Here is a 22,124-nt window from a genome sequence, read left to right as displayed (position 1 = left end):
CATGCAGTTCGATACGCCAGCGACAACCAACCCGATCGACAATCTGAAGGTCGTCGGACAGCCGATCCACCGCATCGACGGCCAGCTCAAGACGACGGGCCGGGCAATGTATGCTTATGAGTGGCACGATCCGAATATGCGCTACGCCTATGGTTATCCCGTCGGCGCGGCCATCGCCAAGGGCCGCATCACCTCCATGGACGTTTCCGCCGCCAACACGGCTCCGGGTGTGCTTGCCGTCGTGACGACACTCGACGTCGGCGAACGGAAGAAGGGCAAGTTCAACACCGCCAAGCTCTTCGGTGGCGACGAGGTTCAGCACTATCACCAGATAGTCGCCGTCGTCGTTGCCGAGAGTTTCGAGCAGGCGCGTGCCGCAGCCGCTCTGGTCAAGGTCGATTACGCTGAAGAAAAGGGTGTGTACGATCTCGGCCAGGCAAAGGATAAAGCCGTCAAGCCGGACCAATCGCAGCAGCCCGATACCGCAGTCGGCGATTTCGAGGCTGCCTTCAGGTCAGCGCCCGTCACTCTGGACGCGACCTACACGACGCCCGACCAATCCCATTCCATGATGGAGCCGCATGCTTCCATCGCTGCCTGGAGCGGCGATGAACTGACGGTGTGGACGTCAAGTCAGATGATCGACTGGTGGCGCACGGATCTGGCGACCACACTCGGCATCGACAAGGAAAAGGTCCATCTGATGTCGCCGTTCATCGGCGGCGGGTTCGGCGGCAAGCTCTTCCTGCGAGCCGACGCCGTGCTCGCCGCGTTCGGAGCAAAGGCGGTCGGGCGGCCGGTCAAAGTCGCTCTTCCACGACCGCTCATGCCGAACAACACAACTCATCGGCCGGCGACAATCCAGCGGATCCGTATTGGAACCGAGCGTGACGGCAAGATAACCGCCATTGCGCACGAAAGTTGGTCCGGCGACCAACCCGGCGGTCAGCTTGAGACCGCCGTCAATCAGACCCGTCTTCTCTATGCCGGAGCGAACCGCATGACCGCGATGCGGCTGGCGACACTTCACCTTCCAGAGGGCAACGCCATGCGCGCTCCGGGCGAAGCCCCCGGACTGATGGCGCTCGAAATCGCCATCGACGAGATTGCCGAAAAAGTCGGTATCGATCCCGTGCAGTTTCGGATCGTCAACGATACGCAGGTCGATCCGGAGAAGCCGGAGCGGCCTTTTTCCCAGCGCAATCTCATCGGCTGCCTCAAGCTCGGTGCCGAGCGGTTTGGCTGGAGCGAACGGGGAAGACCAGGTTCCAAACGGGAGGGAAACTGGCTGGTCGGCATGGGCGTAGCCGCTGCCTTCCGCAACAACCTCGTGCTTCCTTCCGGAGCAAGGGTGAAGCTCGACCAAGAAGGCGTCGTGACGGTTGAAACCGACATGACCGACATCGGCACGGGCAGCTACACGATCATCGCCCAGACGGCGGCCGAGATGATGGGGGTCACGATCGACAAGGTTGCTGTCCAACTCGGCGACTCGCGTTTTCCTGTTTCGGCAGGCTCCGGCGGACAGTTCGGTGCGAACTCTTCGACGTCTGGCGTCTATGCAGCCTGCGTCAAGCTGCGTGAAGCCATTGCCAAGAAGCTCGGCTTCAATTCCGAAGACATCGTCTTCGAGAACGGAGAGGTCCGCTCGGGCAATCGTTCGGTGCCTCTTGCCGAGGCCGCCGGTCCGGATGGCCTTGTCGGCGAGGACACGATCAAGTGGGGTGATCTCACCGAGACGCATCAGCAATCGACATTCGGCGCGCACTTCGTGGAGGTTGGCGTCGACATTGCCACTGGGGAAAGCCGGATCCGCAGGATGCTTGCAGTCTGCGCGGCAGGTCGCATCCTCAACCCGATCACTGCCCGCAGCCAAGTCATCGGCGCAATGACGATGGGGGCCGGCGGCGCGCTGTCCGAGGAACTGGCGGTCGACACCCGTCGTGGCTTCTTCGTCAATCACGACCTCGCCAGCTACGAAGTGGCGGTGCATGCCGACATTCCGCACCAGGAGGTGATCTTCATGGAAGAGACCGATCCGATGTCATCGCCGATGAAGGCGAAGGGCGTCGGCGAACTCGGCCTTTGCGGCGTCGCGGCAGCGATTGCCAACGCCGTTTACAATGCGACCGGCGTCAGGGTTCGGCACTACCCGCTGACGCTTGACAAGCTGATCGGCGGCTTGCCGGACGTGGCCTGATCACGTCGACGGCGGTCCGAAAGCCGGACCGCCGCTAATTCCTGTAGGATTTCCCATGCATCACACACTTGCACCCGTCACGGCGCCAATTCCCGTCAGAGCCTCGTCCACCGACGACCCTGCGCAACTGCTTCGCTTCGCGATAGACGCGCATCGTCGTGGCGCGGCGGCACTTGCCACCCTCGTCGACATCCGGGGCGGGGCTGCGCGCGCGCTCGGCGCTCATATGGTGGTCGCCGCAGACGGGCGGTTCTGCGGCTATGTCTCCGGCGGATGTGTCGAAGCCGCCGTCGCTTCCGAAGCGCTTCTGGCAATGGCGCAAGGGCGCGACCGAATGGTCAAGTTCGGCGACGGCTCGCCCTTCTTCGACATCGTCCTTCCCTGTGGCGGAGGAATCTCTGTCGCAATCCATGTCCTGAAAGATGTCGGAGCTTTGCGGCATGTGCTGGAGCGTCTCGAACGCAGGCAGGCAGCCGGCCTTGCATATTCGCCAGAGCGGCAGGCGCTCGAACCGGTAGAACCGCTGCCACGGACGTGCTGGCTCGAACGAGATTTCCTGACCGTCTACCGTCCCCGTACCCGCGTCCTCATTTCCGGGCAGACGATCGAAGCGCAAGCCGTCGTACGACTGGCCGAGGCTTCCGGCTACGACGTGATTGCCGTGGCGCCGGGCGGCGTCCGGCCGGTTGCCGACATCATCGATCCCTTCACGGCCATCGTGCTCCTGCATCATGAGCTTGACGCCGAAGCTGCCATTCTCGAGACCGCACTTGCCTCGCCTGGGTTCTACATCGGCGCGCTCGGCAGCACCCGGACGCATCGTCGACGTGTCGAGCGGCTGAGAGCCATGGCTTTCAGACGGGACGACATCGCTCGCATCAAGGCGCCTATCGGGATGTTCGGCCCGACACGGGATGCAACGTCGCTCGCCCTGTCGGTTCTGGCTGATATCGCCGCGGCAAGACTGGTGGCTTATGCTTAAGGCATCGGTCTCGATCGTCGTTCTCGCTGCCGGCAAGGCAAGCCGCATGGGTGAGGGCGGGAAACACAAGTTGCTGGCCGAATTCGACGGCGTGCCGCTCGTGAGGCGGTCGGCATTGATCGCGCTCGGTGCGGATGCCGGATCCGTCATTGTCGTCACCGGCCATCGCAGGAGCGAGATCGAGGCCGCGCTCGATGGGCTCGATCTGATTTTCATCGATAATCCCGACTACGCTAGCGGCATGGCGAGTTCGCTGATGGCAGGTGTCTCATCAAAGCGGGCTAACGGTGCCGACGGCATTCTCGTCATGCTGGCCGATATGCCCGGCCTTTCCACCGCACATCTCGATGCCTTGATTTTCGCATTTCGCAATGCGGGCGGCGAGGCTGTCGTGCGCGCCGTCTCACGCGGCAAGCCCGGCAATCCAGTTATCCTTCCCCGTTCTCTCCACCGCGCAGTGTTGAGACTTGAGGGCGACGTCGGCGCGCGCGATGTCATTGCGACGTCAGGTCTGCCCGTGCTCGACATCGATGTCGGCGACGCAGCTTGCCTCGACGTCGATACGCCGGACGATATCGTGGCCGCCGGCGGCGCGATTAAGAACTAGTACGCGGACAAGGCGGCGAGGTGGTCCGGTTGCATTCGGTCTGGAACCACCACGGCTAAAGGTGGGTCGAGATATGTTTGTTCACAGGTGACGTTGACGTCCGTCAGAACACGTCGTCACAGACGGGTTTCGATCCCGCGAAATAATTGTTATTGAGGACCCGGTTGCAGGTGTGAAAAACCTGCTGCAATGGAGAAGTGAGGACCGGCTCTATGCTCACTGAAGACGCTACTTTTTGGTGCCGGCAAGGCGCCTCCGCCCTGGACACACACCCTTACCAAACGGGGGCACCGTTTCAACCATTTCGCCCCCAGGTGACACGTACTCCGCCAATACAACGCGAGCCAGCGCGATCTTTCCATGGTTTGTCCGCATGCAGACCGTCGTTCTAACGGGTGGCTGCCAATGTGGCGCCGTGCGGTACGCGCTGGAGGAGCCGCCGCAAAACGTCCATATCTGCCACTGCCGGATGTGCCAGAAGGCTGTGGGCGGTCCGTTCGCGATCATCTGCCCGGTGATGAAGCCCGCTTTTCGCCTGACGCGTGGCGCAATCAGCTATTTTCGCAGCTCGGACGTCGGCCGACGTGGTTTTTGCCGTGACTGTGGCACCCCACTCACCTTCGATTATCCCGATGGTGACGACATCGGAGTTTTGGTCGGTACCCTCGATGAGCCCGATCGGGCGCCGCCCGAAAACCAATACGGCAACGAGAGCCGGGTATCCTGGTACGCCAACCTGGCCCAAGTGCCGGGCGAGCGACCGACCTACGCCGACGATCCCCAGATGTTGCACCGGATCAGCAGCACCAATCATCAGCATCCTGACCATGATACCGACCATTGGCCGCCGTCCGGCTAACTCTCAAACTTGTCCACCCACACAACGCGCGACTGGAGCGGCGACCCCCTCGGGCGGCGTGAAGCGGGCTGCAAGCCGTCGACCGAGGGACTACAGCTTATTGAGCGCCTGAGCGCAGTTTTTCAACGGCGACGGCAAGACAGGCCTTGAACGCGGCAAGATCCGTATAGAGCGCATCCCGCGCCGCGTCTCCGACGATGAGGACACCACCGCGCCGCTCGATCCCAGCGTGCAGCATCAGATTGTCGGCCAGGCCGAAATCCTCGACCGCAATTCCATTCGGGTCTCGCAATCGACCGTCGCCATCATAGGCGATGGCCCCGCCATAAAGATCGCTCACTCGTCCGCTGTGATCGCGAGCCACATTCGTGTAAGCGAATACAGGCTTACCGCTTGCGCACATAAAGCCGAGTTCGAAGGCTGTCCCTGTATCGGCCGCAATGCCGCGAAAGGGCGTCAGGTTGGCGATGATCGCGTCAGCCTCAATCATCATCTTCTCGTCCACTGCGTTTATCGCAGCCGCCCGCTCGCGCTTCGAGTTTGTGTGCGGGATTTCGAGGTCGCCGGGCGAGAGCGGGATAAGTCCCGCCTCACGGGCAAGTGCCGCCTTGCGGTCGAGCATTTCACGGGCATTGGGAAGGAAGACCTCCGGACCGGCGAGATAAACTTTTTTTGTCATAAAATCGCACCTAAAAGGGATGGGTTTGGCATCAAAATACCTTCCTCGCTCTACAGCGAAGTAGGATCACAATCCAGTGGGCGAAACCGCCCACTGGATTGTAAGGGCTGCGTCGGCAGCGCAACGCCATCGCCACATCGGGCCTGCTCGTGCTCGATGTCGAGATTGGCGACGCGGCCCCGCTCGACGTCGACACGCCGGACGGGTATTACCGCCGGGGTATCAACGCGCCGGCCGGAACGCCTCTCGCAATTCCTCAGCGAAGAGTTTGGGCTGTTCCCAGGCGGCGAAGTGACCGCCCATATCGACACGGTGGTAATAATGCAGCGTGGGATAGGCCTGCTTGCTCCAACTCTCCGGCGCCTGGTAGATCTCCTTTGGGAATACGCTGATGGCCACCGGGATCTTGATCTCTTTGGTCTTCTGGGCGTCAGCGCTGAAATTGTTGTTGTTGTTTTCCCAATAGAACCGCGACGAGGATGCCCCGGTGTTGGTCAGCCAGTACAGCGTGATGTCATTGAGCATTTCGTCCTTCGAAAAAACGCGTTCAGGAATGCCCTCACTGTCGCTCCACTGCGCAAATTTTTCGTAGATCCATGCAGCCAGGCCAGACGGCGAGTCGGAAAGCGAGTAGCCGATCGTCTGCGGACGCGTCACCATCACGGCCCCATAGGCGGCATTCCGGCCGAAGAAGGTGCTCAACGATTCATAGGCATTCCGCTCGGGCGCTGACAGTTCCGCAGGAGCCGGGTCTCCGCTGTTGATCGCCCTCGTGAGATTGCCCGGAACGGTCGCCGGCATGTTGAGATGGATACCAAGCAAGCCCTTGGGTGCCTGGCGCGCCAGCGCGTCGGAGATAACGGAGCCGTGGTCGCCACCCTGGGAAACGTAGTGCGCGTAGCCGAGCCGCTTCATCAGGATGTCCCATGCTCGGGCAACGCGGTCAGGCCCCCAGCCAAGCTCCGTGGGCTTACCCGAAAAGCCGTAGCCGGGGATGGAAGGGATGACGACATCAAATGCGTCCTCCGCTTTACCGCCATAAGCAGTCGGATCTATAAGAGGGCCGATCGCCTTGATGAACTCAAAGGTCGAGCCCGGCCAGCCATGGGTCAGAATGACCGGAAGGGCGTTGGGATGACGTGATCGTACATGAATGAACTGGATATCGACCCCGTCGATCGTCGTGATGAATTCCGGAAGTGCATTGAGCTCAGCCTCGGCTTTGCGCCAGTCGTAATCAGTGCCCCAGTAACGCACCAGATCCTGGACGCGCGAAAGCTGAATGCCTTGCGAGGCGTCGCTCACCGTCTCCTTGTCTGGCCAACGCGTTTCGGCAATGCGCTTGCGCAGGTCGTCAAGCTGTGACTGCGGAACGTGGATCTGGAACGGGCGGATCGTTTCGTCGGCCCCGATCGGCGTCGCCGCCCCGTCCGATGTGAGGTCGGCGGCACTCGCTGGCACAAGGTAGCCGGCTGAAAACAGCAACATTGGTCCAACCGCCATCACCATTGCACCGCGGGCAAGGCGGCGCCAGGCGAGAATATTGTCTATCTTCTTCATGAGGCACTCCATGTTGTTGTCGCCCAGGGGCGACATTTCGTGACGGAGTGATGTCTGACGGGTCTGCGTATCTGGCATGTTTCAAGAAATGCCAAAAAAGTATCGGAGTGTGGCGGCTACACAGAGGCGGGAACACGATCGTCATGGAACGACCTGGTACCACTGCGCCTGAATAGGAAATCAAACACCTCTTTGCTGCCTGCGGAGGCTCTCCAGCATAGCCTTGAATCCCGTGACCGCCCGCTTCGAAACCCCCTCCGGATTCTCGGCATTGGCGATCCAAAGCGCCATATGGCTGCTGGCGCCATTGATGAGGCGGGCGGCGGTTTCGGTGTCGATGTCGATGATCTCGCCATCGGCCTTGAGTCGGTCGAGGCTGCGGGAGAGGGCGGCGATACAGCCGGGGGTGTTCTGCCATTGCGAGATGTCGCCGAGGACAGCCGGGCCATCGCGAAACATGATACGGCGGATTTCCGGTTCAAGCGCCATTTCAATATAGGCGGAGCATTCGTCGACAAAGCCCTGCCAGCGTGTCGGAGCGGCGGCCGAGACCTCGTTCAACCGCTCCGTCATCTCAGCATCGATCTCCACGATGACAGCCTGCAGCAGACCCTTCTTGTCACCGAAGTGGTGATAGAGGGCCCCGCGCGTCAATCCCGCTTCGCCGGTGAAATCGTCCATCGACGCTTCCGCGTAGCCGATCGTGCCAAAGGCACGCCGCCCGGCTGCGATAAGTTTGCCGCGGGTCTCTGCGATCATCTCCCGGCGCGGTTTGCGCATGGCTTCTCCACTGGCATACGCCGCGTATCTTTTTCATTGACATACGGAGCGTATGCATTATTTCTGAACACATACGCTCCGTATATAAGTGTTCTATCCGATAGCTGGAAGGATCGTCCCATGTCAAATCCGTATAGGCAAATATTCGCGGCACCTGGAGCCAAGGGCTTCTCCGCAGCCGGCTTTTTCGCACGCCTTCCCATCGCCATGGCGCCGATTGGCATCGTTGCTATGCTCTCCCAGGCACATGGCGAATATTGGCTGGCAGGCGCCGTGTCGGCGACCTATGCACTCACCAATGCGGTGGTCTCGCCGCAGATTTCGCGAGCGGTCGACCGGCTGGGCCAGACGGCAGTGGTCGTTCCCACAACCATCGTATCGGTGCTGGCGTTCATCGCGCTGATCGCCGCGGCCAACCAGAACTGGCCGGTGTGGACGCTCTTTGCCTCAGCCTTCCTCGCGGCGGCTATGCCAAGCATTCCGGCGCTGATGCGGGCCCGCTGGACGGAACTCTTTCGCAACCGGCCCGAGCTCAACACGGCCTTCGCGTTCGAAAGTGCCGCGGACGAACTGGTCTATATCGCCGGCGCCTCGCTGTCGGTCGGGCTGGCCGTGGCGCTATTCCCGGAAGCCGGCATGATGGTGAGCACGGCTTTTCTGGCGCTCGGGACGGCCGCCTTCATCGTGCAGCGCGGCACCGAGCCGAAGGTGCGTCATGTCGCCGGCGCGGCTTCGGTTGGCTCCGCGATCCGCCAGCGTCCGGTGCAGATCATCACACTCGCGCTGATCTTCGTCGGCGCGATCTTCGCAACCGCCGAAGTGAGTGTTGTCGCCATCACCAAGGAGCTTGGTCAGCCGAATGCGGCAAGCCTTGTCATCGGTGTCTATGCCCTCGGTTCCTTCCTAGTGGGTTTGACCCTCGGCGCGCTTAATCTGCGCATCCCCTTGCACCGTCAGTTGCTGATCGCTGTTGCGATCCTCGCACTGACCTCGCTGCCGCTGCTCGTCGCCGGCAGCTCGGTAACCCTGCTTGCTATCGCCGTCTTCGTCAGCGGCATCGCGATCTCGCCGACCTTTATAACGGCCTTCGGCCTGATTGAGCGTCGCGTGCCGGAATCGGTGCTGACGGAAGGCGTCACCTGGGTGATGACCGGCATCGGCATCGGGATGGCGCTCGGCGCCTTCGTCTCGGGCTGGGTCGTCGACACCTACGGTCCCCAGAGCGGGTTCTGGGTGTCTGCGGCGGCCGGGGCCGCCACCGTCCTTATCATCGCGCTCGGTCAGCGTACACTTTCGGGAGAGTGCACCGACGGGGAAGATTGCGCAATGCTGGAGCCGGCGCAGTAGGGTGGGCGATCGAAAGGAACGGCGCAGGAGACTTCCGAAACGCAGATGTGACTGACCTTATGCTGCAGGATATTCTGGCGGGCGTTCTGTTGCCCGGAACCAGGCTGAAGCAGATCGATCTGGAGCGCTGATCGACGCCATCGCCGTCTGCATCGAGGAATGCAATCCAACCAAGTCAAAACATCGCCTTCGCCCCGAGAGCAGGGGCGAACAGCGTTCGCCCCTCCCTGGCTCATTTCGTGATCGTCTTGCCGCTCGGCAGTTCCACGCCAATGACGTCATCGACACTACCGGCGCCGGTCTCTCCGACGGGTGCGACAGTCGCGGCTGAAAGAGCGTTCGTGTTGAGGGCATTGGCCGTAATGGCGTTCGCGGTGATGGCGTTGGCCGTTATCGCGTTCGCCGTGATGGCATTCGCGGTAATGGCATTTGCCGCTATCGCGTTTGCAGTGATGGCATTACTGACGGTCTCCGCAGATGCCGGAACTGCTGACGCGGTGAGAAGTGCGGCAACGACGAGTTGGCGGATTTTCATGATCATTTCCTTTGGTTGAAGAGAACCGAGGACAATCCAGCGGTTTTGAATTCCTGCGCTTCAAGGATTTGAAGACAGGAAACGGTGTTGCCGCTAGTGGGAGCGGTTGAAAATCAACGCCTTGCCGAACAGTCCGCTTTTGGCGTTCTGTGCCGTGCAAAGCACCGAGCCGAGGCGGTTGGCGAGGCGGGGACAGGAGCGCTGCAGACCGTCGAGCGTCATCCTGTCCGGGACACGGGTATGAGCCACGCAGACAGCACCCGCGGTACTCCATCCCGCTTCGAAACTCAGCTCATCGCTCCCGGAACTCTCGGCCTCGCGTTGGATGCCGCGATCGTCGTAGATGTCGATCTTCATGCCCGTTCGGGTCGTGGCGCGATCGCCGCAATAGTCGGCACGGACCATATTGACGCAGGCGCGGTGATACTCCGCCAGATCCGTCCCGTCGGACAGGGTTTTCCAGGGCTTGTAACCGAAGCGGACGCACTTCCCCTGTGCTCCGGCTGAACATGTAAGGGTAAAACCGGACTGCGAAATCATCTTTCCCTCCGAATTCCATTGCCCCTTGAGCGGAAACATCCAGCGATTTCCATCAGGATCAGGGTCGCAGAGTTCGACCGGTGTTCGCCCGTCGACAACGGTGACTTTGTGCAGGAGCACCTCGCCGTCGGGATCACGGCTGTCGGTCACGATGTCATCAATGCGGACACGGTGGGCAACAGCATCGCCGGACAAGCGTAGCGACAGGGTTGCGCCAACGAGTTCCTTGCCCTGAAGAACTTTGCCGCTCGAGAAGGTAAATCGGAACGCAGTTCCGACCACCTCGGTTTTCTCGATCCGCTCCGGCGGCGACGCCGCGGCCGCAGCCGGAAGCGAAGAGCTCGCGAACGCCGCGCAAAAGAGCAGAGCGCCAACAGCCAGTTTCATAAATGTTGCGATCATTATGGCCACACGATCACAATAAGTACCGCAACGGCTCTTGCGCGTTGGCGCAGTTGATAGTGGCGGATCCATGGAAGGTCTCGAGATCGAAGTTCTATGAAAGAGCGCGTCGCGCCTTGAGCAACGACGTCTAAAGGACCCTCCCGGCGCCGTCGTCATCCGCAAGTATGACGTCTTAAGCTTTGTCTCCCGCAGAGCTTGCGCCACGAAAGCTTTCGATTGCATATCTCCCAGTATTCCTGCCAGTGTCTGGCTGGCAGAGGTGGAAGAAGCGATTGCGCAGGGGACCGCATGAGTAGGCTGGGTGACGAAATACTGTCTTCGATAATCGGCGATATCTATGATTGCGCTTTGAGCCCGGAAGGCTGGACGGGTGTCATGACCCGCATTACCAGCACCATCGACGCGGCCTATACGACGATTGCACTCACTAGCGTCACGGATAGCCGAGGTAGATTTGCGGCTCAGTCTCCCTGGGACGCCGAGCAGTTGAGAGCGCTACAGGACTATGAGCTCGACGCGATACCGGGCCTGAGGGCCGCGGTCATTGGCGACATTGATCTGCCGCAGCGGACATTGTCTCTCGTCAGCGAAGGGGAACTGGAGCAATCCGCATTCTTCCAAGAATGGGCAAAGCCTCAAGGCCTACGCGAGGCGTGTACGACGAAGTTCGTCCATACTGCCGACCGGATTGGACTATTCAGTACGACGACGTGGGCGAACCGGCCGCCCATCAGCGCCGAAGAACAGCGCTTTCTGGCCTTGCTTTCACCCCACCTGCGGCGAGCTTCCCTGATTGGCGACCTTTTGGATCAGACGCGCGTCACCACCGGCATGTATCGCGGTGTCCTCGACAGCCTCGCAGTTCCCGTCATTCTCACTGGGGCAGATGGGGCGGTTCTTCACGCCAACGCCCATGCGGCAAAATTGCTTGACGAGCGTATACTTCTGCGCTCGCGAAACGGCGTTCTTCAGGCCCAGACACCCATGGTTTCACGGGCTTTGCTGGAAGCAATCGGGGCCGCAGCCCATGCGGACGCCCTGTTGGGGTCGCGCGGTATCGGCCTTCCGATTTCCACTCCGGGCCAGTCTCCGGCGGTCGCCTATATCCTGCCGTTGAGCGAAGGGACGGCTCGAGCAGCTTTTAGGCCTGCATGCGCTGCCGTGTTCATATCAACCACCATTTCGGCTTCGCCTCCGCCAGAAGAGGTGTTGATCACGCTTTACGACCTGACCCCGGCCGAGGCGCGGGTCGTCCTGCAGATCGGCAGAGGATTGAGCGCTGCGCAATGTGCTGCAACTCTGGCAATCAGCGAGAATACGCTGAAGACCCATCTTGGCCGGGTCTATGCAAAGACCTCCACCGCACGTCAGGCCGATCTCGTCGCCCTCGTTTCGACGATCGCATCACCAATCATGCACGGGATGTCGCTGGCGACATCGGCTAACACCACGTGATACGGATTGCAGGGTCGATAACTCGATCTCACCCATGGCGACCGTCAAGACCTCACGGCACCTGCGCCCCACTCACCGCGACATAGACCGAATAAACCGAATGCGTCGCTGCAATAAACAGCCGGTTGCGTTTAGGCCCGCCGAAGGTGAGGTTGGCGACGGTTTGCGGGACGCGGATCTTGCCGATCAGTTTGCCCGCCGGGTCGAAGCAATGCACGCCATCGGCCGCACTCGACCAGAGGTTCCCGCTGGCGTCGGTGCGGATGCCGTCTGGGATGCCGCTATCGATGAGGCAGAAGACGCGGCCGTTTGCCAGACTGTTGCCGTCGATCACGTCGAAAGCGCGGATGTGGCGCGGCAGGCTTTCGTCGTGGCTTGCGGCCGAATCCGCCACATAGAGGATTGTCTCGTCGGGCGAGAAGGCGAGGCCGTTCGGCTGGATAAAATCCGTAACGACAGCCGCAAGCGCGCCGCTCGTCGGATCGAGCCGATAGACGTTGCGCGTCGGTTGCTCCGGCTCGGCGCGAAAGCCTTCGTAGTCCGACATGATGCCGTAGGTCGGGTCGGTGAACCAGATCGTGCCGTCTGATTTCACCACCACGTCGTTCGGCGAATTGAGCCTGGCGCCGTCAAAATGGTCGGCGAGCACGGTGATCGAGCCGTCGACCTCGGTGCGCGTGACGCGGCGCGTCCCATGTTCGCAGGAGATCAGCCGCCCCTGCCTGTCGCGCGTATGGCCGTTGGTGAAGTTGGAGGGTTGGCGATAGACGGAGACGCCGTTCTCCGGCGTCCATCGCAGCATGCGCTGGTTGGGTATGTCGCTCCACAGCAGCTGGTTGGCGTCGTTGAACCAGACGGGACCCTCCGCCCAGCGGCAGCCGGAATAGAGTTCGTCGAGAGCGGCACTGGTCACGATCATCTGCCGGAAGCGCGGGTCGTGGATTTCGTAAATGCTGGCCTCGGCCATGGCGGTCTTCCCGTTTATCGCATGCCAGCCCGGCGACCGCCGGCGAGCATGATGACGCTGATGATGATGAGGCCGGTCAAGATCAGGCGGATGCCCGCGCCGAACCCGTAAGTGTTGAGCATGGAGACGACCAGGAACATGAAGAGCGATGCGCCCCAGATCCCCGGCACATTGGAATCGCCGCCGGCAACCGCCGTGCCGCCGATCACCACGACGGCGATCGACATCAGCAGATATTCCGAGCCCATGTTGAGCGCTGCGCCGCCGGAGAAGCAGGCAAGCAGATAGCCTGCGACCGAGGCGAGCACGGCACAGAAGAGGTAGGTGACGAAACGCGTGCCGTCGACGGGTATGCCGGCCATGCGCGCGGCCGGCATGCTCTGGCCGATCGCTGAGATCCAGCGCCCGTAGATCGTCTTCTCGAGCAGGAACCAGGCAAGCAGCGAGATGAGGAATGCGACGATCGCCGCGTTCGGCATGCCGAGCGTGTTTGACGTCGTGAATTCCGCCAGCACGCTCGGTGGTTTGATGCGCAAGCCTCGGTTCGTCCAGATCGCCGCGGACTGGACGATGAAGCTCATGGACAGTGTGGCGATGATCGGCGGAATGCGCAGCGCCTTGATGAGCGCATAGTTGCCAAGACCGACAACAAGACCGATGACGATGGCGACAAGAAGACCCGGCAGGATCATGCCGTTTTCGACATTCATCAGCTTCAGTGCCACCGTGCCGGCAAGCGTCATGGTGGCGGGAACCGAGAGATCGATGTTGCCGGGGCCGAGCGTGATGACGAACATCTGGCCAATGCCGACGATGACCGAAAAGGCGGCGAAGGTGAGGGCTGCCTGCGACAGGCCGAGCGTGCTGGCGCCGAGTGTCACCATGATCGTCAGGAACCAGACGACAAAGGCGGCAAACCAAGACCAGATCCAGGGTTTGCGGAAGAGGCGCGAGAGCCGGGTCATCTACGTTTCTCCCGCTTCTCCAGGCGATTCAGCATCAGCCGAAGTGCCAGCACGATGATCAGGATCGCGCCCTGAGCCCCGATCTGCCAGTCCGGCGAGATCCGCAGGAAGGACAGGAACGAGCCGGCGAGCGTCAGCGTCAGCGCGCCGATGACGGCACCGATCGGGGAGACGCGGCCGCCGATGAACTCGCCACCGCCGAGGATCACGCCGGCGATCGACAGCAGCGTGTAGCGCAGCGCGATATTGGCATCGGCCGAGGTGGTCAGCCCGACGAGAGCGATGCCGGCAAGCACCGCGAAGAGGCCCGCAAGACCATAGGCGGCAGCGCGCGCGCCGACAATCGACCAGCCGGCGCGCTCGACCGAGCGTTGGTTACCGCCGATGCCACGCATCAGCACGCCGAGCGACGATCGCATGACGAGAAGATGGGCGACCAAGGCGATGACGATGCTGGCAACGATCGCCATCGGCGCCAACGGCGGCTTGACGGTCATCAGCCAGCGCACCCAGTCCGGCGCCTGCCCGCCCGGTGCCGGCAGCAGCAGGACGGCAAGGCCACCCCAGACGAAGCTCATGCCGAGAGTCACGACGATGGACGGCAGGTTGCGCAGATAGATGACGACGCCGAGGCCCGCGTAAGTTGCGATCGCGCCGGCAAGGATCAGCACGCCGGTCACCGGGGCATCCCGCAAAAAGGTCGCGGTGACGCAGGCGACGAAGCTGACGAAGGCGCCCATCGAGAGATCGAGATCGTTGACCGCCATCACGATCATCTGGGCGATCGTCGCAAGCGCGATCGGCACAGCCAGGTTGAACAGCAGGTTGAGCCCGACATAGCTCATGGCGCGCGGCTGCAGCCAGAAGACGGCGGCGAGCAGCAGGGTCAGCGACAGGGCGGGAATGGCAAGACGCAGGGCGTCGGACGACAGCCGGAACGTCATGCGGCGACCCCTTCGAAGGAGGCGGCGATGATGTTCTTCTCGTTGACGGCATCACCGGCGAGTTCAGTGGTGATGCGGCCTTCGCGGAAGACGTAGACGCGGTCGCAGAGGCGGACCTCGTCCATCTCCGTCGAGTACCAGATGAAGGTGCGGCCGCGCGCCGCTTCCTCGCGGATGATCGCGTAGACCTCCTGCTTGGTGCCGACGTCGACGCCGCGCATCGGATCGTCCATCAGCACGATTGGCGCGCGCGTCGCCAGCGCGCGAGCAAAGAGCACCTTTTGCTGGTTGCCGCCGGAAAGCGAGAGGATGCGGTTGCCCATATCGGGCGTGCGGATCTCGATCCGCCGCTTCCAGTCGGCGCCCTTTGTCTCCTCTTCACTTTCAAGGATGAGGCCGCGCCGGGACAGGTCGCCAAGCGAGGCGATGGAGAAGTTGCGCAGGATGCTCCACAACTCGAAGACGCCGTTGAGGCGGCGGTCGCCGGCGACAAAGGTGACGAGCGGATCGCGCTCGGGCAGCCAGTTGCCGGACTGGGCGGTATGCAGGGCAAGCAGCAGCTCGGTCTGCCCATGGCCCGCCAGGCCCGCCAGTCCGATGATCTCGCCCTTGCGCGCCGCAAAGGCAAGGCCCTTCCCCTGATGGGACAGAATGAGCGGAGCGGTGGATTGTTCGCGCCCCGAGCGCTGCTTGGTCTCCTCCTTCGCGACGGTGCCCATCGCTTCCACGAGGCCGTGATGGTCAAAGCCTTGCGCCGGGCGCTCGGCGACGACGCGGCCGTCCTTCATGACGACGATGCGATCCGAGGTTTCGAGGATCTCGTGCAGGATATGCGAGATGAAGATGACGGACCCGCCCGTGGCGATGAAGCGGCGGACATGGTCGAGCATCTGCCGGGCAAGGCTTGCATCGAGCGACGAAGTGGGTTCGTCGAGGATCACCAGCCGCGGGGGAATGCCGGCGTCGGAAAAGGCCATTGATATCTCGACCATCTGCCGCTCGGCGATCGAAAGATCCCCCACGGCCCGGCTGCTGTCGATGCCGTGGCCGGGAAAGACGGCGTCGAGGCTCGTCTCGATGATATTTGCGGCGCGCCTCCGCCAGCCGAAGCCTCCAAGATGGCGATGCATGATGCGCGTGTTCTCGACGATCGAAAGGTTGGGGCAGAGCGAAAGCTCCTGGAAGACGCAGCGCACACCGCGGGCACGCGCCGCGTTGATGCCATAGCGCTCCAGCCGCTCGCCGTCGCTCGCCACACTTCCTTCGTGTGGCATGAGGCCGCCGTTGATGACGCTGACGATGGTCGACTTGCCGGCGCCATTGTGTCCGACAAGCCCGACGCATTCGCCCGGCATGACGCGGAGGGTCACGCCATCGAGCGCTCTGACCGCGCCGAAGCTCACCTTGGCGCCATCGACGGCGATCACCGCCTTCACAACGTCATCCATGCTGCCCGCCATGCCTGCTTGCAAAAAATGCCGCGCGGCATCTGTGGCCGCGCGGCAGTCGCCGGGAGATTTACTTTGCCGACTCGATGACCTTGATTGCGTCTGCCTGCGTGTATTCCACGTTGGCGACGCCGCCGGCCTGGGTATTGGCGAGGTTGGTTTCGAGATTGTCCTGGTCGATGCGCAGGAAGGGCACGACGAGGTCTTTCTTGACTTGCTTGCCATCCAGGATCTGCTGCGCCACCCAGAAGGCAAGCGTCGAGACACCGGGCGCGATCGACACGGACATGGTCTCGTAGCCCTTCGCGTCCTTCTGCTCCTTCCACCACTTCAGTTCGTCTTCGCGGTTGCCCATGATAATGATCGGCATCTTCCGGTCGGTCGCAGCAATCGCCTGTGCGGCGCCATAGCCATCGCCGCCCTGCGTTACCACGCCGGCAAGGTCGGGCAGGCTCGGCAGGATGCCGGCAACAGCCTTCTGCGCCACGTCCTGCGCCCAGTCTCCATGAACGGAGCCGACAATCTTGAACTGCGGGTACTGTTTGACGCCGTCGTGAATGCCGGCCGAGATCTCGTCATCGACGAAGACACCGGCAAGACCACGGATCTCGAGCAGGTTCCCGCCTTCCGGCAGTTTCTTCGACAGGTACTCGACCTCGCTGCGGCCCATTTCCTTGAAGTTGACGGCGATGCGCCAGGCGCAGGGTTCGGTGACGATGCCGTCGAAGGACACGACGGTGATGCCGGCATCGCAGGCCTCCTTGACCGCGCCGTTCAACGCCGTCGGCGAGGCGGCGTTCAGCACGATGGCGTCATAGCCCTGCAGGATCATGTTCTGGATCTGCGCGGCCTGTTCCGTCGCCTGGTTCTCGGCAGTGGTGAAGGGGTCGGCTGCAGCAACGGTGCCGGCCTTTACGGCTTCGCCCGTCACCTTGCCCCAGCTCGTCAGCATGGCCTGGCGCCACGAATTGCCGGCATAGTTATTGGAAAGGGCGATTTTCTTGGCCGCGGTATCGGCAAAGGCCGAAACGGGCATCGCGGCGCAAGCAATAGCGGCCGATGCCAGAAGCATCTTACGGATTGTCATGTCTTCCTCCCTGATGATCGCGCTGGTCGGCGGATCGTTTCACTCCTGCCGGCCCAATTGGGTCCGAGTGAAAATTGTTCTTGCACTGAGCTTCCTCCTCTCAGTAAGGGCAGGATGCGGGAGATCGATCGGCCTGTACAGGGGCAAGGCGGCAATCCGTTTGCGGGATTTGCGCAACAAGCTGCGGGTTTACGCAAGACGGAGGCGCTTCCGCAGGCGCTTACTGGGAAGGGGGCGCGGCGGGTTGAGGAGCCTGCCGCCGTCTCGGGGAGGAACTGACGATGCTGCATCTCGTACCGGCAGCCATGTTCGACCATTATCTCGGCATTTCCCGGCTGCTCGCGGGCCAGCTCGACTTCCGCTCGGCTATCCGTTCCGTCGCGGCCGAGGTCGCCCATATCATCCCGCACGACCATCTCGATGTCTGCGTGCTGCTTGAGGGCGGCAACTATCACACGGCCTACGAGACGGGCATCGAGACCGCCTGGGGCGGGCTTGCCGGCGCGCCCGTTGTCAACAGTCCCATCCGCTCGCTGCTCTGGGGCGAGGTGGATTTTCTGCTGGCGGATGACGCCATGACCGACCCGCGTTTCCACTTCGAGGGCGCCTTCAAGCGGCCGATCGTCGAACAGTCGCTGAGGAGCCGCTTGCATGTGCCGATGAAGGTGCAGGGCACGATCATCGCAGCACTCTCCTGTTCGTCGCACAAGGCGGGCGCCTATACAATGGAGGATATCGAACGCGCCCGCATCATTGCCGATTTGCTGACGCCCTATTTCTTCGCGCTGCAGGCGGCCGAGCAGGCGCAACGCTCGGCCATTGTCGAGGCAGAGGCCCGCGCTCGCGAGGAGGGCCTGCGGCAAGGTGCGCTGAAGCTTACCGAAGCGCTGGAGCAGGAACGCCAGCGGATCGGCATGGATTTGCACGACCAGACACTCGCCGACCTGACGCGGCTCGCCCGCCGGATCGATCGGCTGTCGCGCAACGGCGAGGTGGCGCCCGAGACGCTGGAGCCGATCTCCCGTTCGCTGCAGCATTGCATGCAGGATCTGCGGCAGATCATCGAACAGGCAAAACCCTCCGTGCTGCAGCTCTTCGGCCTCGCCCAGGCGATCGAGCATCATCTGGACCGATCGACCCGCGACAGCGGATCGGGCATCGAATGGGGCCTTGTCGACGAGACGCACGGCGCGCTGGAGCGACTGGAACCAACCGTCAGCGTTGCGCTGTTCCGGATCGCGCAGGAGGCGATCAACAATGCGGTGCGCCATGCCGCGCCGCTCGCCGTCACGGTACGGCTCGAGGCCGACGAGGAACGGCTTTCGATCGAAATCTCCGACGACGGAACCGGGCTTGCCAAGGCGCGGGGACGGATCGGCGGCGGCATCGACAATATGAAGACCCGTGCGCGGCTGATTTCGGCGCGGTTCACGACCGGGCCCGGTCACAACAATCACGGGACTGCGGTGCGCGTCGTGCTACCGCTTGTCCCGCACGACCCGGCAATCGGGGCAAACTGAGGACAAGGGCATGATGAAGGTTCTGATCGTCGAGGATGACCCGCTGCACCGATCCTATCTGCACGAGGCGGTCAACGCGGCTCTGCCGGAATGCGACACGGTGATCGAGGCGGAGAACGGAACCGTCGGCGAGAAGCTCGCCCGCGACCACAAGTCGGCGCATATCGTCATGGACCTGCAGATGGCGAGCCGCAACGGCATCGAAGCGGCGCGCACCATCTGGAAGGAGCGGCCGGAGACTCGCATTCTGTTCTGGTCGAATTATTCGGACGAGGCCTATGTGCGCGGCGTTTCCCGCATCGTGCCGGACGGCGCCGCCTATGGCTATGTGCTGAAATCCGCCTCCGACGAGCGGCTGAAGCTTGCGCTGCGCTCGATCTTCATCGAGAGCCAGTGCGTCATCGATCGCGAGGTGCGGGGCCTGCAGCAGAAGAGCCTCGGCCAGACGAACGGCTTCACCGATTCCGAATACGAGATCCTCGTCGATATCGCTCTCGGCCTCACCGACCGGGCCATCGCCAAACGTCGTGGCCTGTCGCTGCGCAGCGTTCAGAACCGACTGCAGCAGCTCTACGACAAGCTCGACGTCTACCAGAGCGCCGGCGACGACCACGAGGATGGCCGCTTCAATCTCCGCGCCCGCGCCGTCACGGTCGCTTTCCTGCGCAAACTCCTGAATTACAGCGCTCTGGAGCGGGCTGAGGCAGAGCTGCAGGAGTGGCTTGAGGGAAAGTAGCTCTGGACTTGGGTGGAATGGCTGGGGACCAGAGACTTGGGCTGCGGCCCCTGCTTTTCACGGCGTATGAGCCAGCGCGATCGCATCGGCGGCTTCCTGATAGCGATGGCTGAGCGTGCTGGTCGCCACTCGAATATGACTGCTTGGCAAGACGGAGAATTTGCTGCCCGGGTTGACGGCGATATTGCGCGCAGCAAGCGTCACCATCGCGAATGGTTCGGAGACGACGGGCACCCAGAGGCACAGGCCCTGGCCCGCCGGTATCGGTATTCCCCGTTCGCTGAGCGCATCGGCAAGGGCGTCCCGCCTCTGCTGATAGATTTCGCGCGCCTCGCCGATAAGCTGCCAAGTTGCCGGATCGCGTAGCAGCCAGGCGGCGGCACCTTGCAGGATACGGCTGGTCCAGCCGGCGCTGAAGGAACGGTAAGACTGGATCTGGTCGACGATCGGCGCGGAACTCGACAGAACCGCGAGACGCAGATCCGGGCCGAGGCTTTTCGAGAGCGAGAGGATATGGATCGTCCGCTCCGCAAATCGGCCACCGAGCGACTGCGGATTTGCCGCCGACACGTCGCCGACGCCGTCATCCTCGATGATAAGCGTATCGCTGTCTTCCAGCACATCTCCTAGCTGATCGAGGCGGGATGAACTGACCGCAACGCCGGTCACCGAGTGCAGCCGCGGCTGGAACAGGAAAGCCGCCGGACGTTGCCGCAATGCGTCGCGCAGCGAATCCGGCAGGGGGCCTTCGCCGTCGCAGGCGACAGGGATGATTTTCACGCCGAGATCTTCGAGAATATCGAGCAGTCGCATGGCTGTGGGATGTTCGATCGCGACCGACGAGCCCGGGGAGACCAGCGCATGCAATATCGTATAGACGGCGTTGTAACCGCCATTGGTGGCGAGAAAGGCTTCAGCCTCATAGGGCCATCGCTTGGAAATGGCATCCTTCAACTCAGGGACGATCCGGCTGCGCTCATAGCTGTTGAGATCATCGACGGACGCGCCATAGGCCATTGCGTCGGCGAGGCGCGGAAGAAGTGCTGCATCAGGCCCGGCTAAGGTAAGGTCGAGCACACCTGCCCTATAGTTTCCCGAGCTGGCGAGGCGTTCCGGCTTGGCGACAAAGCGGTCGCCGCTGACCCAGGTGCCGTTGCGCCCCCGGCCGCTGATGATCTTCTGCCGCCGCAATTCGCTCCAGGCTTCGGAGATCGTTGCCGGACTGACATGCAATTCGTAAGCGATATCGCGGATCGCCGGCAGGCGCGTCCCAATGGGCAGGACACCGGCACGGATCAGCGCACTGGTTTCAAGAGCAATCCCCCGGATGCTGCTGTCGGCTATTTTTTCGGCAAACCAGGAGGCTTCGACCATGTCGTCCATTTTTCTCACTTTAAATGTTCAATAACGTAATAACATTTGTACTCTATATTTTGAACATTTAATTTGCCCCTCGTCGAGCCATTTCAGCGAGTTTTTTTGCATGCCTGTGCCGCTTCGCATCGCCCTTCGAGATTGGGATTACATGACACCGCTTGTGCTCGGTGATGTCAGCTCTTCCCGTCTTAATATCAAAGTGGATCGGGTGGGCACGCTGGTGTCCAGCCTCGCCGATGATGAGGCGCATGACGCCGCGGAAATGTCCTTCAGCCGCTATTCGCAGATGCGTCATGATGGCGATGATCGGGTTCTGGGCATGCCGAACTTCATCATGCGCGGCTTCCGTCATCGCTGCATCATCACCGCCAAGGGGAGTCCGCTCCGCACGCTGTCCGATCTGGCCGGCAAGAACATCGGCGTGACCGGCTGGCGCGATTCCGGAAATACCTGGACCCGTGCCGCTTTGCGCCGGGAAGGCGTCGGCGTCGAGGATGCGATGTGGTATGCCGGGCGCCTGACCGAGGCTCATCCGATCGTCGACCGTCTCGATGGTTTTGGACGGCCAGGCCGCATCGAGGCTGCTCCCGGCGAGCGCCCTATGGTCGACCTTTTGCTGGATGGCGGGCTCGATGCCGTGTTCACGCCTTTCATGCCGAAGGGTTTCTTCGATCAGGAATCGCCGCTCCGCCAGCTGCTGGATGACTTCCGCGCCGCTGAAGTCGCTTACCTCAACGAAGTCGGCTACATCCCGGGCATGCATCTGATCGGCTTCAAGGCTGATATCGTCAAGGAGCATCCCTGGGTCATGGATGAACTCAGCGAGTTGATCGACGAGTCCCAGCGTATGTGGCTGGAGAAGCGCGAGAAATACGCCGACACCACGCCCTGGATGATCGACGAACTGCGCCGCTGCGCGGCCGACCTGCCGCCAAGCTGGAACGTCAGCGGGCTTGCCGCGAACGAGGCGATGATCGCAGATTTTGCCGAGGAACTCTACGAACAGAAGATCATGCCGCGCCTTTTGACGCCCGCCGATCTGTTTCCGTGGCACGCCAAGGCCCGATGAACAAAACCCGGTGAAACCTTCAGAGGCCTCATCGTTGAACCACCCACTTTCGCAAACCAAAA

Annotated in this window: 20 protein-coding genes; 9 read left to right on the top strand and 11 right to left on the bottom strand. The window is 62.0% G+C overall.

The window, feature by feature from the left end; genetic code table 11:
- Position 1: 1 nt before the first annotated feature.
- The 4 genes from paoC (at position 2) to ACIPSK_RS07940 (ending at position 4,648) form a co-directional block, all read left to right on the top strand.
- The gene (gene paoC, locus ACIPSK_RS07955; RefSeq protein WP_446532821.1) at positions 2 to 2,200 is read left to right on the top strand and encodes an aldehyde oxidoreductase molybdenum-binding subunit PaoC; all 2,199 of its coding nucleotides are present in this window, start codon (positions 2 to 4) and stop codon (positions 2,198 to 2,200) included.
- Between the two features lie 55 nt (positions 2,201 to 2,255).
- Positions 2,256 to 3,182, top strand: a complete 927-nt coding sequence (locus tag ACIPSK_RS07950) for an XdhC family protein (RefSeq protein ID WP_446532820.1) — start codon at positions 2,256 to 2,258, stop codon at positions 3,180 to 3,182.
- Positions 3,175 to 3,789 carry a nucleotidyltransferase family protein gene (locus ACIPSK_RS07945; protein WP_170255586.1) on the top strand — a complete coding sequence of 205 codons (615 nt, stop codon included), beginning with the start codon at positions 3,175 to 3,177 and terminating at the stop codon, positions 3,787 to 3,789. The genes ACIPSK_RS07950 and ACIPSK_RS07945 overlap by 8 nt, the downstream gene beginning before the upstream one ends.
- 373 nt (positions 3,790 to 4,162) lie before the next feature.
- The gene (locus ACIPSK_RS07940; protein ID WP_170255587.1) at positions 4,163 to 4,648 is read left to right on the top strand and encodes a GFA family protein; all 486 of its coding nucleotides are present in this window, start codon (positions 4,163 to 4,165) and stop codon (positions 4,646 to 4,648) included.
- 97 nt (positions 4,649 to 4,745) lie between these two features.
- On the opposite strand, the gene ACIPSK_RS07935 is transcribed toward ACIPSK_RS07940, so the two are convergent.
- From ACIPSK_RS07935 to ACIPSK_RS07925, 3 genes are all read right to left on the bottom strand, one after another.
- A complete protein-coding gene (locus ACIPSK_RS07935) occupies positions 4,746 to 5,327 on the bottom strand; it encodes a nucleoside 2-deoxyribosyltransferase (protein WP_170255588.1) in 582 nt (193 codons plus the stop codon).
- A 222-nt stretch (positions 5,328 to 5,549) separates the two neighbouring features.
- Positions 5,550 to 6,887: an epoxide hydrolase family protein gene (locus tag ACIPSK_RS07930; RefSeq protein ID WP_446532819.1), complete on the bottom strand. Its 1,338-nt coding sequence runs from the start codon at positions 6,885 to 6,887 to the stop codon at positions 5,550 to 5,552.
- Between the two features lie 180 nt (positions 6,888 to 7,067).
- Positions 7,068 to 7,667, bottom strand: coding sequence for a TetR/AcrR family transcriptional regulator (locus ACIPSK_RS07925; protein WP_162115825.1), 600 nt, complete (start codon positions 7,665 to 7,667; stop codon positions 7,068 to 7,070).
- Positions 7,668 to 7,787: 120 nt separating this feature from the next.
- Between ACIPSK_RS07925 and ACIPSK_RS07920 the strand changes: the two genes are divergently transcribed.
- Positions 7,788 to 9,014 carry an MFS transporter gene (locus ACIPSK_RS07920; protein WP_170255591.1) on the top strand — a complete coding sequence of 409 codons (1,227 nt, stop codon included), beginning with the start codon at positions 7,788 to 7,790 and terminating at the stop codon, positions 9,012 to 9,014.
- A gap of 232 nt (positions 9,015 to 9,246) precedes the next feature.
- Here the strand turns inward: ACIPSK_RS07920 and ACIPSK_RS07915 are convergent, their stop codons facing one another.
- Together ACIPSK_RS07915 and ACIPSK_RS07910 are read right to left on the bottom strand one after the other, a co-directional pair.
- On the bottom strand, positions 9,247 to 9,549 hold the full coding sequence (locus tag ACIPSK_RS07915) for a hypothetical protein (protein WP_446532818.1): 303 nt from the start codon (positions 9,547 to 9,549) through the stop codon (positions 9,247 to 9,249).
- A 93-nt stretch (positions 9,550 to 9,642) separates the two neighbouring features.
- Complete coding sequence (locus ACIPSK_RS07910) at positions 9,643 to 10,563, bottom strand: ADYC domain-containing protein (protein WP_446532817.1); 921 nt, start codon at positions 10,561 to 10,563, stop codon at positions 9,643 to 9,645.
- 306 nt (positions 10,564 to 10,869) lie between these two features.
- Here ACIPSK_RS07910 and ACIPSK_RS07905 point away from each other — a divergent pair, with 306 nt between their 5' ends.
- On the top strand, positions 10,870 to 11,949 hold the full coding sequence (locus ACIPSK_RS07905) for a LuxR C-terminal-related transcriptional regulator (RefSeq protein WP_446532816.1): 1,080 nt from the start codon (positions 10,870 to 10,872) through the stop codon (positions 11,947 to 11,949).
- A 52-nt stretch (positions 11,950 to 12,001) separates the two neighbouring features.
- On the opposite strand, the gene ACIPSK_RS07900 is transcribed toward ACIPSK_RS07905, so the two are convergent.
- From ACIPSK_RS07900 to ACIPSK_RS07880, 5 genes are all read right to left on the bottom strand, one after another.
- Positions 12,002 to 12,916 (bottom strand): SMP-30/gluconolactonase/LRE family protein, encoded by a 915-nt coding sequence (locus ACIPSK_RS07900; protein WP_446532815.1) that lies wholly within the window; start codon positions 12,914 to 12,916, stop codon positions 12,002 to 12,004.
- 14 nt (positions 12,917 to 12,930) lie between these two features.
- Positions 12,931 to 13,881, bottom strand: a complete 951-nt coding sequence (locus tag ACIPSK_RS07895) for an ABC transporter permease (RefSeq protein ID WP_162115819.1) — start codon at positions 13,879 to 13,881, stop codon at positions 12,931 to 12,933.
- The gene (locus ACIPSK_RS07890) at positions 13,878 to 14,825 is read right to left on the bottom strand and encodes an ABC transporter permease (RefSeq protein ID WP_162115818.1); all 948 of its coding nucleotides are present in this window, start codon (positions 14,823 to 14,825) and stop codon (positions 13,878 to 13,880) included. Before ACIPSK_RS07890 ends, ACIPSK_RS07895 begins: the two co-directional genes overlap by 4 nt.
- Entirely contained in the window at positions 14,822 to 16,273 is a 1,452-nt protein-coding gene (locus tag ACIPSK_RS07885) for a sugar ABC transporter ATP-binding protein (RefSeq protein ID WP_162115817.1), read from the bottom strand. Before ACIPSK_RS07885 ends, ACIPSK_RS07890 begins: the two co-directional genes overlap by 4 nt.
- Before the next feature lie 70 nt (positions 16,274 to 16,343).
- Positions 16,344 to 17,360 (bottom strand): ABC transporter substrate-binding protein, encoded by a 1,017-nt coding sequence (locus ACIPSK_RS07880; protein WP_260111402.1) that lies wholly within the window; start codon positions 17,358 to 17,360, stop codon positions 16,344 to 16,346.
- Between the two features lie 281 nt (positions 17,361 to 17,641).
- Here ACIPSK_RS07880 and ACIPSK_RS07875 point away from each other — a divergent pair, with 281 nt between their 5' ends.
- The gene (locus ACIPSK_RS07875) at positions 17,642 to 18,880 is read left to right on the top strand and encodes an ATP-binding protein (RefSeq protein WP_446532814.1); all 1,239 of its coding nucleotides are present in this window, start codon (positions 17,642 to 17,644) and stop codon (positions 18,878 to 18,880) included.
- A gap of 13 nt (positions 18,881 to 18,893) precedes the next feature.
- Positions 18,894 to 19,616 (top strand): response regulator transcription factor, encoded by a 723-nt coding sequence (locus ACIPSK_RS07870; protein WP_260111438.1) that lies wholly within the window; start codon positions 18,894 to 18,896, stop codon positions 19,614 to 19,616.
- Positions 19,617 to 19,673: 57 nt separating this feature from the next.
- On the opposite strand, the gene ACIPSK_RS07865 is transcribed toward ACIPSK_RS07870, so the two are convergent.
- On the bottom strand, positions 19,674 to 20,999 hold the full coding sequence (locus ACIPSK_RS07865; RefSeq protein WP_446532813.1) for an aminotransferase-like domain-containing protein: 1,326 nt from the start codon (positions 20,997 to 20,999) through the stop codon (positions 19,674 to 19,676).
- Between the two features lie 100 nt (positions 21,000 to 21,099).
- Here ACIPSK_RS07865 and ACIPSK_RS07860 point away from each other — a divergent pair, with 100 nt between their 5' ends.
- Positions 21,100 to 22,062: a nitrate ABC transporter substrate-binding protein gene (locus tag ACIPSK_RS07860; RefSeq protein ID WP_017967681.1), complete on the top strand. Its 963-nt coding sequence runs from the start codon at positions 21,100 to 21,102 to the stop codon at positions 22,060 to 22,062.
- The last annotated feature ends 62 nt before the right edge of the window (positions 22,063 to 22,124 follow it).

This window comes from Rhizobium sp. LARHSG275, from assembly GCF_052871115.1.
Note: the sequence above shows the minus strand (reverse complement) of the source record. Positions and strands in the feature narration are given on the sequence as shown.

What these genes read in the sequence shown, in the direction of transcription:
- paoC (WP_446532821.1), top strand. Translation starts at nt 2, where the DNA reads ATGCAGTTCGATACGCCAGCGACAACCAACCCGATCGACAATCTGAAG.
- ACIPSK_RS07950 (WP_446532820.1), top strand. Translation starts at nt 2,256, where the DNA reads ATGCATCACACACTTGCACCCGTCACGGCGCCAATTCCCGTCAGAGCC.
- ACIPSK_RS07945 (WP_170255586.1), top strand. Translation starts at nt 3,175, where the DNA reads ATGCTTAAGGCATCGGTCTCGATCGTCGTTCTCGCTGCCGGCAAGGCA.
- ACIPSK_RS07940 (WP_170255587.1), top strand. Translation starts at nt 4,163, where the DNA reads ATGCAGACCGTCGTTCTAACGGGTGGCTGCCAATGTGGCGCCGTGCGG.
- ACIPSK_RS07935 (WP_170255588.1), bottom strand. Translation starts at nt 5,327, where the DNA reads ATGACAAAAAAAGTTTATCTCGCCGGTCCGGAGGTCTTCCTTCCCAAT.
- ACIPSK_RS07930 (WP_446532819.1), bottom strand. Translation starts at nt 6,887, where the DNA reads ATGAAGAAGATAGACAATATTCTCGCCTGGCGCCGCCTTGCCCGCGGT.
- ACIPSK_RS07925 (WP_162115825.1), bottom strand. Translation starts at nt 7,667, where the DNA reads ATGCGCAAACCGCGCCGGGAGATGATCGCAGAGACCCGCGGCAAACTT.
- ACIPSK_RS07920 (WP_170255591.1), top strand. Translation starts at nt 7,788, where the DNA reads ATGTCAAATCCGTATAGGCAAATATTCGCGGCACCTGGAGCCAAGGGC.
- ACIPSK_RS07915 (WP_446532818.1), bottom strand. Translation starts at nt 9,549, where the DNA reads ATGAAAATCCGCCAACTCGTCGTTGCCGCACTTCTCACCGCGTCAGCA.
- ACIPSK_RS07910 (WP_446532817.1), bottom strand. Translation starts at nt 10,563, where the DNA reads ATGGATCCGCCACTATCAACTGCGCCAACGCGCAAGAGCCGTTGCGGT.
- ACIPSK_RS07905 (WP_446532816.1), top strand. Translation starts at nt 10,870, where the DNA reads ATGACCCGCATTACCAGCACCATCGACGCGGCCTATACGACGATTGCA.
- ACIPSK_RS07900 (WP_446532815.1), bottom strand. Translation starts at nt 12,916, where the DNA reads ATGGCCGAGGCCAGCATTTACGAAATCCACGACCCGCGCTTCCGGCAG.
- ACIPSK_RS07895 (WP_162115819.1), bottom strand. Translation starts at nt 13,881, where the DNA reads ATGACCCGGCTCTCGCGCCTCTTCCGCAAACCCTGGATCTGGTCTTGG.
- ACIPSK_RS07890 (WP_162115818.1), bottom strand. Translation starts at nt 14,825, where the DNA reads ATGACGTTCCGGCTGTCGTCCGACGCCCTGCGTCTTGCCATTCCCGCC.
- ACIPSK_RS07885 (WP_162115817.1), bottom strand. Translation starts at nt 16,273, where the DNA reads ATGGATGACGTTGTGAAGGCGGTGATCGCCGTCGATGGCGCCAAGGTG.
- ACIPSK_RS07880 (WP_260111402.1), bottom strand. Translation starts at nt 17,360, where the DNA reads ATGACAATCCGTAAGATGCTTCTGGCATCGGCCGCTATTGCTTGCGCC.
- ACIPSK_RS07875 (WP_446532814.1), top strand. Translation starts at nt 17,642, where the DNA reads ATGCTGCATCTCGTACCGGCAGCCATGTTCGACCATTATCTCGGCATT.
- ACIPSK_RS07870 (WP_260111438.1), top strand. Translation starts at nt 18,894, where the DNA reads ATGAAGGTTCTGATCGTCGAGGATGACCCGCTGCACCGATCCTATCTG.
- ACIPSK_RS07865 (WP_446532813.1), bottom strand. Translation starts at nt 20,999, where the DNA reads ATGGACGACATGGTCGAAGCCTCCTGGTTTGCCGAAAAAATAGCCGAC.
- ACIPSK_RS07860 (WP_017967681.1), top strand. Translation starts at nt 21,100, where the DNA reads ATGCCTGTGCCGCTTCGCATCGCCCTTCGAGATTGGGATTACATGACA.